The sequence below is a fragment of the Kitasatospora griseola genome, from assembly GCF_014648555.1.
GTDB lineage: Bacteria > Actinomycetota > Actinomycetes > Streptomycetales > Streptomycetaceae > Kitasatospora > Kitasatospora griseola.
Genome location: NZ_BMRI01000002.1, coordinates 194,885 through 207,751, shown reverse-complemented (window position 1 = coordinate 207,751; position 12,867 = coordinate 194,885). Strand labels below are relative to the sequence as shown.

Below are 12,867 nucleotides of genomic sequence, written 5' to 3'. Positions count from 1 at the left end.
ATGTCAGCGTTCCGGGTGGCCGTCGTCGATGCGTTCGGCGCGGCCCACGGCCACGTCGATGCCTTCGACGCGGTGGGCGGCGAGGTCGTCCAGGTGCAGAGCACGCCTGAACTCCCGTTCGGCGTCGACCCGGTGGACGAGGCGAGGTTCGGCCGGGTGCTGGTCCACGACGGCGATGTCGACGCCCTGGCCGCGAGGCTGGCCGCGCTGCGGCCCGTCGCGGTGCTGCCGGGCCGCGAGACCGGGGTGGAGCTCGCCGACGCGCTCTCCGAGCGGCTCGAACTGCCCACCAACGGCACCCGGTTGAGTGCCGCGCGCCGCGACAAGTACGTGCAGATCGAGACGCTCAGGGCGCACGGAGTGCCCGCCATGCGCCAGCTCCGCACCGCCGACGAGGCAGAACTGCGCGCCTGGCACGAGCAGTTGGCCGGCGTGGCGGTGGTCAAGCCGCTGCGCGGCTACTGGGGCGACGGGGTGTCGTTCTGCGACACCCCGGAGGAGTCGGTCGCGGCGCTGCGGCGGCTGCGCAGCCGGGGGACGGTCCACGGCGAGCCGATCGAGGAGGTGGTGGCGCAGGAGTACCTGGTCGGCGCCGAGTACATCCTGAACACCGTCAGCAGCGCGGGAGTCCACCAGCTGACCGACGCCTGGCGGACCGACCGGATCACCGCCAACGGGGTGCGGGACCTGGTGGTGGCCCAGGTGCTGATGCGCTGCGACGAGCAGCCCGTCCCCGAACTCGCCGCGTACGGCCGCCGGGTGCTGGACGCGCTCGGCATCCGGCACGGCGCGGCCCACCTGGAGATCAAGCTGACGCCGGACGGCCCGCGGCTGGTCGAGGCGGGCGCCCGGATGTCCGGACTCCCGTACTACACGGCCGAGTTGCTGGGCGAGGGCCAGCTGGAGTGGATCGTCGACGCCTACGCCCGCCCGGAGCGGTTCCGGGCCCGGGCCGGCCGGGGCTACCGGCGGCGGCACGCGTTCGCCTGGGCGGCCCTGGTCGCCCCCGCCGCCGGACGGCTGGTCCGCTACCGGGCGCTCGACCGGGTCCGCGAGCTGGAGAGCTTCCGCGACCTCACCGTGCTGGTCGAACCCGGCAGCCCGATCGTCCCGACCACCTACGACCGGGGCTACCCGGCCACCCTGACGCTGAAGCACCCGGTGGACGCGGTGCTCCAGCGCGACCTCAACACGGTGCGGTACCTCGACGGCGCCGGGATGTACGAGATCGAGTGACGGGCCGCCGGGTCTCACAGGCCCAGGTCCGCCGCCAGGCAGGCGAACCGGACCGCGAGGGCGTCGGGGTCGTACCCGGCCGCCGGCCGATCCGTGGGCGGGCGCTCCTCGACCATGTCGGCGAAGGCGATCCGCTGCGGGAGCGCGCCGAACCGGGCCCGGCGGGCCTCCGCCGCCGGCTCCCGGCCGGTCACTGGCGCACCGCCAGGCGCTCGGCGTCCAGCACCGCTTGGGCGAACGCCGCCGGGGCCTCCTGCGGCGCGTTGTGGCCGATGCCGGGCAGCACCCGGTGCTCGTACGGGCCGGTGAAGAACCGCCGGTACCCGCTGCCGTCGGTGGAGGCCAGGAACGGGTCGAGGGCCGGGTCCAGGGCGATGGTCGGCACCGCGATGGCCGGCCGGGCGGCGAGCCGCTGCTCGTACGGGTCGTAGCGGCGTTCGCCGTCGGCCAGGCCCAGGCGCCAGCGGTAGTTGTGGATCACGATGGCGGCGTAGTCGGGGTTCTCGAAGGCCGCGGCGGTGCGTTCGAAGGTGGCGTCGTCGAAGTCCCAGGTGGGGGAGACCTCGTCCCAGACCAGTCGGCACAGGTCGTGCCGGTTCTGCCTGGTCTCCATGGCGACGCGGCCGCGGTCGGTGGCGAAGTAGTACTGGTACCACCAGGTGTGCTCGGCCTTCGGCGGCAGCGGGTTGCGCTGGGAAGCGACGTCGGTGATCAGGTAGCCGCTCACCGACACCAGGGCCCTGACCCGCTCCGGCCACAGCGCCGCGATGATGTCGGCGGTCCGCGAGCCCCAGTCGAAGCCGGCCAGCACCGCCTGACGGATCCGCAGGGCGTCCATCAGGGCGACGATGTCCAGCGCGATCGCGGACTGCTGCGCGTTGCGGGGCGTGGTCGGCGACAGGAACGCGGTGGTGCCGTGGCCGCGCAGGTACGGCACGATCACCCGGTGGCCGGCGTCCGCCAGCAGCGGGGCCACGTCCACGAAGCTGTGGATGTCGTACGGCCAGCCGTGCAGCAGGACGACCACTGGCCCGTGCTTCGGTCCGAGCTCGGCGTAGCCGATGTCGAGCACGCCGGCCCGGACGCGCTTCAGGTCGGTGAACCCGGTGTGGGCGCCGGGGGCGATGCTCGGGACGGTCGTCGTCGGTGTGGCGGCCGACGCGTCGGTCGGCAGGGCGGTGGCGCCGAGGCCGAGGCCGACCGCCGTGGTGAAGGTGCGCCTGCTGATCATGTCGTGTTCCCTTTCCGGAGAAGTGTGGGGAGGCGTCATCCCGCGGTGCGGCTGAGCGCGTCGCGCAGGGCCGCCCGGCTGGTGACGCCCAGCTTGGGGAAGACGCGGTAGAGGTGCGAGCTGACGGTGCGCGGCGACAGGTGCATCCGCACGCCGATCTGCTTGTTCGTCAGGCCGCCGGCCGCCAGGTCGGCGACGCGGCGTTCCTGCCAGGTCAGCGCACCCGGCTCCGCGGCGAAGGCGCGGCGCGCCGCCCGGGCGGCGAGCAGTTCGGCCGGTGTCGGCGCGTCCCCGTCGGGGCGGGCGGCGAGCGGCAGTTCGGGCAGGGCGGCGGCGTCGAAACGCGACGGGAGGTCGTCACGGACCGCGACCAGCAGCTGAACCGGGCGGCCGGTCAGACGCCGGCCGACGAAACCGCAGACGTCGGCGCTGGCGTCGTCCAACCACTGCCCGTCGTCGAGGACCAGCAGCAGGGGCCGCTGCTCGGTGGCCAGCGCCAGCAGGCGCAGCACGGCGATGCCGAGCGTCATCACCGACGGCGGGTCGTCCCGCGGCCCGCCGAAGACGGCCTCGAACACCGCCCTGGTCCCGTCGTCCAGGCGGGCGGCGTCGGCGAGCAGCGGGTGCAGCAGTTGGTGCAGCCCCGCCCAGGGCAGGGCGGACTCCACCTCGACGCCGGCCGCCCGGACGACGGTCCGGCCCTCCTGTTCGGCGAGCGCGGCGGCGTGCCGCAGCAGCGCGCTCCGGCCGGCGCCCGCCTCCCCGCGCAGCAGCAGGGCCCCGCCCGCGGCGGACCGGACGAACGCCGCGAGCTCCGCCTGCTCGTCCTCGCGGCCGATCGTCGTCGCGCCGCCGCACTGTCCCCACCCGGTCATGGCCGCCCCGTTCCCGTTCGTCGTCGTCAGCTGTCCAGGCCGGCCGCGCGGGCCATGTGCGCGGCGTACCACGCGGGCCAGTCGGCGTCGGCGTGGCCGAGCTCCTCCTCGTACGTGCCGTGGGCGGCCGCCGCGTCGCGCAGCGCCGACTCGAGGGCGGCGGTGGAGCGGTGGACCACGTGGCTGATCCGGCCGGGGCCCCGCACGGTGACCTCCTGCAGGACGAAGACGTTGCCGTCCGGGTCGGCGAACGAGGCGAACGAGCCGTACGAGCGCCGCTCCGGGTGCGGGCCGGCGACCCGACCGGCGGTGCCGGCGTGGTGGAAGACGCCGCCGGCGTCGTGGAACACCTCGCCGACCTCGACCCCGGCCGCCACCAGCTCGGCGCGGGCCGCGACCACGTCGTCCACGATCAGGTGCACGCCGCGCTCGGAGCCCGGTGCGGCGTCGGTCACGCCGCTGCCGATGATGAGCGAGGCCGCCGAGCCCGGCGGGGTGAAGTGCACGAGCCGGAAGCCGCCGGGGCCGGAGAAGTCGATGTCCTCGCGGAAGCCGATCCGGGCGTAGAACTCCTTGGCCCGGTCCACGTCCGAGACCGGGAGGACCAGAACCTCAAGCTTGAAATCCACCATCGTGGGCTCCTCTGTCGTTCGGGAAGCCGCCCTTCGACCTCCACCGCCGACGATCCCCGGATCGCGGGCCGGTCGAGCCCGTGCCGAACACTGGCCCGGACACGGGCCCGGGGCCCGGGGGCGCCGTCCAGGCCCGGGGCGGGGCCGTCCAGGCCGGGGGTCGGAGGCCGTTCCGGCCCGGGGATCGGCGGGACGGGGAGCGATAACATGACGGAACGTCAACATGATCACCGCGGGGAGGACGCGCTGGAGCTGCACTTCACCACTCTCGGCCCCCTGAAGGCCCGGCGCGCGGGCCAGGAGCTGCGCATCAACCGGGCCCGGGACCGGGCGGTGCTCGCCGTGCTCCTCGCGCACGCGGGACGGCCGGTGACGGTGAGTGAGATCATCGACGGGGTCTGGGGCGAGGAGGGGGACGAGGCGCCCGACCGGGCCGGGGCGCTCCCGGGCAACATGTACCGGCTGCGCACCGCGCTGGGCGGCGACGGGAGCGTCCTGCGGCACGTCGGCAAGGGGTACTGCCTGGACGTCGATCCGGCCCGCATCGACCGGACGGTCTTCCTGTCCGCGCTCGCCGACGCCGCCACCGCCCGCCTGAACTGGCAGCCCCAGCGCGCCCGCGAGCTGCTGGCCGACGCGCTCGGCCTCTGGCACGGGCCGACGGCGCTGGACGGCGTCCCCGGCCCGTTCGCCGAGCACGAACGCCGGATGCTGGCCGGGCGGCGCGAGGAGGCACTGCGCGAACTCGACGCGCCGGGGCCGGTCGAGCTCAGGGCCGGCGCCGCCCGGCCGGTGCTGCGCCCCTTCCAACTGCCGCCCGACCCGGGCGACTTCACCGGGCGCGACGGTCAACTCGCCCGGATCGCCGAGCTGTTGGCCGCCCCGGAGCGGACCGGGCCGCCGATCGTCACCGTCACCGGCCCGCCCGGCGCCGGGAAGAGCGCGCTGGCGGTCCGCGCCGCCCACCTCGCGGGCCCCGCCCACCCCGACGGGCAGCTGTACGCCGACCTGCACGGCGTGGACGACCGGGCCGCCGCCGACTTCCTGGCGCCGTTCCTGCGCGCCCTGGGCGTCGAGGAACAGGCCGTGCCGGCGGGCGCCGCCGAGCGCCGCGCCCTGTACCTCCGGCTGCTCGCCGACCGCCGGATCCTGGTCGTGCTCGACGGCGCCGCCGACGTCGACGGCATCCGGCCGCTGCTGCCCGCCGGGCCCGGAAGCGCCGCCCTGGTCGTCCTCAACGGCCATTCGGGGGAGGGGAGTTCGAGCACCGTCCCGGTCGGGCCGCTGACCCCGGAGGAGGCGCTGGAACTGCTCGGCCGGGTGCTCGGCCGGGACCGGTCGGACCGCGAACCGGAGGCCGCCCGGGCGCTGGCCGCCGCCTGCGGCCACCTGCCCCGCGCGCTGCGGGACGCCGCCGACCGGCTGGTGCGCCGCCCCGCCTGGCCGATCTCCGCGGTGCTCCCCGCGGCCGCGCGCCCCGCGGCCGCGCCCCCCGCGGCTGCGCGCCCCGGGCCCGTGCTCCCCACGGCGGGGCCGTCCGACGAGGCGTAAACGCCACCGTTCATCGGGCGTCAATCCGCGCCGCCCAGAATCCGGACTGCGACGTGATCATCGCCCGGAGACGCAGGTCACGGGCCTCGCCACCCGTCGTGGACAGCACCATCGAGAGGACCGAGAAGTTGAGCCGCACCACCGTACGAGCCACCCGGGGCCCGGTCGCGCTCGCCGCCCTGGCGCTGGCGGCAGCGAGCGTGCTGACCGCCCAGGGCACCGCCCACGCCGCCTACGACCGGGCGACCGTCAGCATCTGGGACGGCGAACAGCTGCCGAACACCGACGCGCACATCGACAACAAGGGCCAGTTCGGCACGGCGCGGCTCATCATGCAGAGCGACGGCAACCTCGTCGCCTACTACGCGCCGGACAACGACTTCTCCCGCCAGCAGCCGACCTGGGCGACCGGTACCGTCGGCTGCGGCGCCAAGGCCGTCATCCGCACCGACGGCAACCTGGTCGTCCTCGACGCGGGCGGCGGCCTGTGCTGGGAGAGCGGCACCGCCGGGCACCCGCACGCGCGGGTGACGCTCTGGCGCAACGCGGACGTGCTGATCACCGACACCTGCAACCGCACCCTGTTCGAGCGGCAGCCCGGCATCACGTACGTCCCCGGCCAGACCCACGGCGGCATCGTCAGCCCCAGCTCGGTCGAGAGCCCCTACGTCGTGCTGCCGCCGCCGACCGGCTGCTGAGCACCGGCAGCGCCCTTCCCGACCGGCCGGTCGCACCACGCCGCACCACGCACCACCCCGGGCCGCCCCCGACCTCACGGGGCGCGGCCGCGTCCGGCTCCGTCCGGCGGCCCGGGGGCAACGAACCCAGGGAGACCTGACATGGAGACAGCCGCCGCCCCGCAGGGCCTGCGCTTCCGACTCCTCGGCCCGCTCGCCGGGTGGGCGGGCGAACAGCGGCTGGAGCTCGGCCGCCGCCAGCAGCAGGCGTTCCTCGCCATGCTGCTCGCCGCTCCCGGGCGGGCGCTGACCGTCGAACGGCTCGGGAGCGGGGTCTTCGACGAGGACAACCCGCCGGGCAACCCCAGGTCCGCCCTCGCCACCCACGCCTACCGGGTGCGCAGGGAGCTCAGGAACCACGCCGCCGGGCACCTGCTGGTCACCGTCGACGGCGGCTACCGCCTCGACGTGCCCGCCGAGGCGGTCGACGCCGTCGCCTTCGACCGGCTGGTCGCCCGCGCCGGCGAGGCCCTCGCCGCCGGTGAACGCACCGGCGCGCGCGACCTGCTGGCCCGGGCGCTGGACCTGCACCGGGGCGAGCCGCTGGCCGGCCTGCCCGGCCCGCACGCCGCCGAGCTGCGGCGGCACCTGACGGAGCGCCGGCTGGACGCGCTGGAGACCAGGCTCGGCCTGGACGTCGAACTCGGCAGCGGCCCGTCCTGCCTGGTCGAGCTCGACCAGGCGGTCTTCGCGCACCCCTACCGGGAGCGGTTCCGCGCCCTGCTGATGCTGGAGTACCACCTGTCCGACCGGCCCGAGGAGGCCCGGGCGGTGTACGAGGACGCCCGGCGGTTCTACCTCGCCGAGGGCCTGACCTGCGCGGAACTCGACGCCCTGGACCGGCGGATCCGCCGCGCCGACCCGTCCCTCGCCACCGCCGCCCGGCCCGTCGCCGACCGGCGGCCCACCGGCCCGGCGCCCACCGCCGTTCCCGAGCAACTGCCCGCAGGGCTCCCGGACTTCACCGGCCGTCGGGCCGACGTCGCCCGGCTGACCGAGGCACTCTCCCACCCGGACCCGGGCGCCGTCGTCATCTCGGCGATCAACGGCCTCGGCGGCGTCGGCAAGACCAGCCTGGCCGTGCACGTCGGACACGCCCTGCGCGGGCACTTCCCCGACGGCCGGCTGCACGTCGACCTGCGCGGCGCGCAGGCCGTCCCGCTCGACCCGGCCGAGGCGCTCGCCGCCTTCCTCACCGCGCTGGGCGTGGCCGACCGCGACATCCCCGCCGACCTCGCGGAGCGCGCCGCGCTCTACCGCACCACGGTGACGGGCCGCCGGCTGCTGATCCTGCTGGACAACGCGGCCGGCCCCGAACAGGTCGCCCCGCTGCTGCCGGGCTCCCGGACCTGCGCGGTGCTGGTCACCAGCCGCGCCTGGCTCAGCACCCTGCCGGGCGCCCGCCACCTGCCGCTCGACGCGATGGCAGACGACGAGGCGCTCGACCTGCTCGCCGCCGTCGTCGGCCGGGCCCGGACCGACGCCGAACCCGGGGCGGCGGCCGCGATCGTCACCGCCTGCGGCCGGCTGCCGCTGGCCGTGCGAGTGGCGGGCTCCCGGCTGGCCGCCGACCCCGGGCAGTCGCTCGCCGACCTGGCCGCCAGCCTCGCCGACGAACGCACCCGCCTCGGCGAACTCGCCCACGAGCAGGCCGCGGTGGAGCCCGTCCTCGCCCTCTCCTACGCCCGGCTCACCGAGGAGCAGGCCCGCGCCCTGCGGCTGCTCGCCCTGCCCGACGCCCCCGAGCTCGGCCCCGCGGACGCCGCCGCCCTGCTCGACCGCGGCCCCGAGCAGACCCGCGACCTGCTGGAGACGCTGGTCGACCTCAACCTGCTGCAGTCGCCCGCCGCCGACCGGTACGGTTTCCACGACCTGCTGAAGGTGTTCGCCCGGCAGCGCGGCGCCGAACAGGACGCCCCCGCGTCGGTGACCGCCGCGTTCGCCCGGCTGTTGGACTTCTGCGCTGCGGCTGCCCGCGAGGCCGAGAACGCGGCGCACCGCGACCCGGACGGTCACGGCTTCTCCAGCATCGAGGAGGCCACCGCCTGGCTGCGGGAGCGGACCGCGCTGCACCGCGCGGTGATCCAACGGGCCTGCCGGGACGACGGGTTGTCACTGGCCCGGACGGTCGACCTGCTGGACAAGATGAGCTCGATCCTGTTCGGCCGCGGCTACGTGACGACCGTCGCCGACCTGGCCGGGCAGGTCGCCGCCGCGGCCAAGGCCCGCGGCGAGCGGGACGCCGAGGCACTGGCCCGCTCGGTGCGCGGCGGCATGCTCTGGCACGCCAACTCCTACGCGGAGGCGGGCGAGGAACTGCGCGGCTGCCTGGCACTGTGCGACGGCCCGGACCGGCTCACGCTGCGGGCCGACACCCTGAAACTGCTCGGCGCGAACGCCCGCGCGCTGCGGGACTTCGAGCAGGCCGTCGGCTGCCTGGAGGAGGCGGCGGAACTCTTCCGCCGCCAGGGGGACGAGAGCGCCGAAGGGCTCGTCCTCGGCGAACTGGCCTTCAACCACGCCCACTGCGGGCGCCTGGAGCAGGCCCGCGCCGCCGCCGAGCGGTGCGTCGAACTGACGGGCCGCCAGGTGTCGATCCCGGAGTCCATCGGCCGGTACTACCTGGCCAGGGTGCTGCACCTGTGCGGCGACCTCGGCCCCGCGCTGGAGCAGGCCGAGCACGTGGTGGAGCGGTTCCGTTCCTTCGGCATGCTGGCCTTCGAGGCGGCCACCGGCAGCCTGATCGCCCGCATCCACTTGTCGGCCGGCCGTGACCGGGCCACCGTCCGGGCAGCCGAGGAAGCGCTGCCGAAGGCCCGCCAGGTCGGCGGCCTGCTGGAGGGCGGGCTGCTGCGGGCCCTCGGGGAGGCGCTGACCCGGCTGGGCCACTTCGACCGGGCCCGGGTCTGCCTCCAGCAGGCGCTGGGCCACTACCGGCAGCTGGAGCTGGCCGGCGACGCGGCGGAGGTCGAAGAACTGCTTCGCGGCCTGTCCTGAGACCGCCCCCGTCTCGGCATGCCCATGCTCATCGGATGTCCATCGCGGTCGACGAACCTCTCCCACGTGCCCGGCACCCCGGCCGGGCCGTCCGACAGAGGGGAACGACCATGCACATCAAGGGACTTCGGAAGGCCACGCTGGCCCTGGCGACGATGGCGACGGCCGGCGGCATCGCACTGACGGGCGCCGGATCAGCCTCGGCGTCGGTCGGTGGCGGTTGCGCGGGGCCGGGATACCAGCAGGTCTGCATCAGTGACGGGTGGACCCAGATCAACACCTCGGTCACCACCAACTTCGCCAGCAACAACTGCACCGAGCAGATCATCATCTGGGACTACACCACCAACACCCAGGCCATCTCCACCTCCTTCCCGTGCCACTCGGGCCAGTACACCTTCACCTGGGCCCTCGCCAACCCGACCTACGGCCACGACTACAAGGCCGAGGCCCGCTTCTACTGGCAGCCCGGCACCGGCTACACCTACCAGACCAGCCCCGACCTGCACTTCTGAGTTCGAGAGCCCGATCTGACGCTTCCCTCCCCCGGATGCCGCCCCCGCCCCACCGCGCTCACCACCGGCGGTGGGGCGGAGCCGTTGCACGACGGCCCGAGCGAAGCACCAGGGCGAAGCCGCAGGCGAAGGCGGCGAGCGCGAGGGCGGCCGGGCGCCCGGCCGGGGCGAAACCGTTGACGGCCAGCCGGGCGAGGGCGGGGAGGGCGACGGCGAGGCCGCCGAGCAGAAGGGCGGGGGACCGGTTCGTGCCCGGTGTCGATCGTGCGGTCAGGGTGAGCAGCGGGCGCTGCACCCGTTGCAGGGCGCCGACCAGGGCGACGAGGAGTGCGGTCAGGACGGCGAACCAGGCCGGCCTGAGCGCGAACCACTGCCAGGAACCGACGGACGGCTGCGGAGCGAGCCCCACCTGGTAGAGGGTGACGGCGACCAGGAGCACCGGGACGGGGTGCCACAGGTAGACCGTCATCGCGGCCCGGTTGAGGCCGGCGAGGCGGTCCCGTCGAGTGGCGGCGGGGGCGAGCAGGCGACGCCCGGCGGGCTCGGCCGCCAGCAGCAGGCCGCACTGGGCGGCGGCGAAGGCGAGCAGGGCGATCGACGGGGGAGTGGTGTTGCCGGCGTGCAGACCCGCCCCGATCATGTCCACCGGGAACGGGCCCCAGGTCAGCAGACCCACGAGCAGGAGCGCCCCCGCGAGCGCGAGCCCGAGCGGGCGCCGCCCCCGGGTGAGGCTGCCGTCGTGCCAGGCGAACCCCCACTGGTGCATGGCGCCCCAGACCAGCAGGTAATTGGCGAACCCGACCAGCGGCAGCCGCGGACCCAGGACCGCGACGTCCACCAGGGCCGCGCAGGTCGCCATCGCGGCGGGCACGGCGAACCCCCAGCGGGCGTGCGCGGCATGCAGCGCGGGAGTCAGTGCGATCAGCAGCAGGTAGACCGGCAGGAACCACAGGTGCAGCGCCAAGTACCAACCGGCCTGCGCGAGTTCAACCGGGTCCGCGCCGAGCGCCCAGGCCGCGGCGGCGGCCAGGGCGACCGTGCCGACGTACACTGCGGTCGGCCACAGCAGCCGCAAGGTGCGGCGCCGCACCCAGCCCGCCCATCCCTCGCCGCGGTCCCGATGCCCCGTCCACGAGACGGCATTGGCGTACCCGCCGACCAGGAAGACCACCGGCATCACCTGGAACAGCAGGGTGACCCAACGCCCCCAGCCGACGACATCCAGGGCGTCCTGCCCCGAGACCCGCCCGTTGCGGTAGGTCACGTCGGTCAGCAGCCAGTGACCCAGAACGACGGCGCAGATCGCGGCCACCCGCAGGAGATCTGCGTAGTGGTTGCGGTCGGGGGAGCGGAGGGGCATGAGGTGTCGGATCGGGAGTTTCTGGCCTGTATCTCCCATTATCCGGGGCTGCCCAACAGGGCGGGGGGAACTGAGCGACAAGCCCCAATCTGTCCGCAAGGTCGCGATCAATGGCAAGTCATTGCCCGCGTCGCGATCTTGCGGTTGAGTGCCTTCCGTTCCGCGCACTTCCCAGTAGGCGCGAAGGTCTTGCAACGCCTACTCGGAGCGGGCCGACCTCGCATCTCTGAGGGGTTCGCGCCCACGTCGACCACCACCACCGCCCGCCCTGCCCGGAACCGTTCGCTCCCCACGACGGATGGCAAGGCCGCCGCCCGCCTGATGAACGTACTCAACGGCTGAACCCCGTGAAACCACAAAGGCCCCGCCCCTTCCTCCCTCTTCGGGTGGCCGGGGTGGGGCCTTTGTTGTTTGGCTTCCGTCAGCCGAGATAAGGGGTTGCTCGATTCTCCAGGAAGTGGTGGAGCCGGAGTTGCTGGGTGTGGTGCATCGGTAGGTCTCCGATGTCTTCGGGTGCCACGAACCGGAGATCGGTCGACTCATCGGAGATCCGGAGTGTCCCGCCCGTGATGCGCGCGGTGAAACAGACATTGAACTGCTGTCGTACCTCACCGTCCGAGTAGGAGATCACGTGTCGTGGGTCGGTGTACGTTCCGACGAGTCCGGTGATCTCCACGTCAAGGCCGGTCTCCTCGCGGACTTCCCGGACGGCCGCCCCCGGAAGCGACTCGCCGAGATCCATCGTGCCGCCCGGCAGTGCGTACAGGCCGTTGTCGGTACGCCGCTGAAGCAGGATGCGCCCTTCACCATCGGTCACCACTGCGGACGCCGCCACCACCAGGCGGTTCGGCTCCGGCGCGTCGGGATCGTCGTAGAACTCGGTGCGTACCACGTGATCAGTTCTCCTCAACCGGCAGGGCCGCGTTCCACACTGCATCGAAGCTTGCAGCGTAGGTGTCGAACAGCCTGCCTGCACCGGTCCGCCGCAGGTGCCAAACCGCTGACAGACGTGCTGGCGCAGACAGTTCGACACCTGGCTACCACTGATCCGGCGGACGTCGCGGATGCCATTCGTGCGGCACTGTTCCCGAAGCCCGCCGGACAGGGCCACAGGCCGGGGCGCGGCCGTTAGCGAATTCACTTGGCATGCAAGTGAAAGCAGTACCGGTCCATGCCTACCCGCGCCTCTGACCAGTCCCGTCCGCATGAGCAGTAGCGGACGGGGCCGGGTCGTCAGCCCCGCTCGTCCTGGTCTGTCATGAAGCTACCCATGCCGAACTCGGTCCGGACCAGCTTCCGCCGCCGAAGTTCCGTGAACACCTTCGCCCACCACCCGCAAGCCGATATGCGGCGCACCCCGCCCGGGAATGGCCGACGGGGCCCCGTGCAGCCGTGACCCGTTCCACCGCCACGACCACCAAAACCGCGAATGTGAGACGTGGCCCCGGCTGGCTCCGGCGTGCGTCCGGTGCCGCAGGGCAGCCGAAGCGCCATGAAGCCCCGTCCGGTCTGATCCGGGCGGGGCTTCTTTCTGTTCCGATCAGGCACTCTCACCACTTGCCAAGGGTGTAGGGGGTCCACCCCCGCGCCCCTGTTCTCGTGCTCACCTGCGTTCGCGCCCGCCCGGGTTCGTACGGGGTCTTCCCGCGCGCTCCCGGGGCAGGTCAGCCGTCGAGTTCCGCCGAAGGCAGGGTCGCGCCGGGGACGTCCGTCGGGGCGAGCAGGTCCTGCTC

General features: G+C 74.2%; 11 protein-coding genes. 5 read left to right on the top strand and 6 right to left on the bottom strand.

Annotation, left to right across the window (positions count from 1 at the left end; genetic code table 11):
• A complete protein-coding gene (locus IEZ12_RS03430) occupies positions 1–1,236 on the top strand; it encodes an ATP-grasp domain-containing protein (RefSeq protein ID WP_189270743.1) in 1,236 nt (411 codons plus the stop codon).
• A gap of 14 nt (positions 1,237–1,250) precedes the next feature.
• Here IEZ12_RS03430 and IEZ12_RS03425 read toward each other — a convergent pair whose 3' ends face one another.
• From IEZ12_RS03425 to IEZ12_RS03410, 4 genes are read right to left on the bottom strand one after another with little or no spacing between them, the layout of a single operon-like run.
• A complete protein-coding gene (locus IEZ12_RS03425; protein ID WP_189270741.1) occupies positions 1,251–1,430 on the bottom strand; it encodes a hypothetical protein in 180 nt (59 codons plus the stop codon).
• Positions 1,427–2,467 (bottom strand): alpha/beta fold hydrolase, encoded by a 1,041-nt coding sequence (locus IEZ12_RS03420; protein WP_189270739.1) that lies wholly within the window; start codon positions 2,465–2,467, stop codon positions 1,427–1,429. Before IEZ12_RS03420 ends, IEZ12_RS03425 begins: the two co-directional genes overlap by 4 nt.
• Before the next feature lie 35 nt (positions 2,468–2,502).
• A complete protein-coding gene (locus IEZ12_RS03415; protein WP_189270737.1) occupies positions 2,503–3,342 on the bottom strand; it encodes a LuxR family transcriptional regulator in 840 nt (279 codons plus the stop codon).
• 26 nt (positions 3,343–3,368) lie between these two features.
• The gene (locus IEZ12_RS03410) at positions 3,369–3,974 is read right to left on the bottom strand and encodes a VOC family protein (RefSeq protein WP_189270735.1); all 606 of its coding nucleotides are present in this window, start codon (positions 3,972–3,974) and stop codon (positions 3,369–3,371) included.
• Positions 3,975–4,181: 207 nt separating this feature from the next.
• Between IEZ12_RS03410 and IEZ12_RS03405 the strand changes: the two genes are divergently transcribed.
• From IEZ12_RS03405 to IEZ12_RS03390, 4 genes are all read left to right on the top strand, one after another.
• Positions 4,182–5,525 (top strand): AfsR/SARP family transcriptional regulator, encoded by a 1,344-nt coding sequence (locus IEZ12_RS03405; RefSeq protein ID WP_189270733.1) that lies wholly within the window; start codon positions 4,182–4,184, stop codon positions 5,523–5,525.
• A gap of 128 nt (positions 5,526–5,653) precedes the next feature.
• Positions 5,654–6,223 carry a hypothetical protein gene (locus tag IEZ12_RS03400; protein WP_189270731.1) on the top strand — a complete coding sequence of 190 codons (570 nt, stop codon included), beginning with the start codon at positions 5,654–5,656 and terminating at the stop codon, positions 6,221–6,223.
• 141 nt (positions 6,224–6,364) lie between these two features.
• A complete protein-coding gene (locus tag IEZ12_RS03395) occupies positions 6,365–9,259 on the top strand; it encodes an AfsR/SARP family transcriptional regulator (protein WP_189270730.1) in 2,895 nt (964 codons plus the stop codon).
• 110 nt (positions 9,260–9,369) lie between these two features.
• Positions 9,370–9,774 carry a hypothetical protein gene (locus tag IEZ12_RS03390; RefSeq protein ID WP_189270728.1) on the top strand — a complete coding sequence of 135 codons (405 nt, stop codon included), beginning with the start codon at positions 9,370–9,372 and terminating at the stop codon, positions 9,772–9,774.
• 58 nt (positions 9,775–9,832) lie between these two features.
• On the opposite strand, the gene IEZ12_RS03385 is transcribed toward IEZ12_RS03390, so the two are convergent.
• Positions 9,833–11,134, bottom strand: coding sequence for an acyltransferase family protein (locus IEZ12_RS03385; RefSeq protein ID WP_189270726.1), 1,302 nt, complete (start codon positions 11,132–11,134; stop codon positions 9,833–9,835).
• Between the two features lie 421 nt (positions 11,135–11,555).
• On the bottom strand, positions 11,556–12,026 hold the full coding sequence (locus IEZ12_RS03380; protein WP_189270724.1) for an NUDIX domain-containing protein: 471 nt from the start codon (positions 12,024–12,026) through the stop codon (positions 11,556–11,558).
• Between the last annotated feature and the right edge of the window lie 841 nt (positions 12,027–12,867).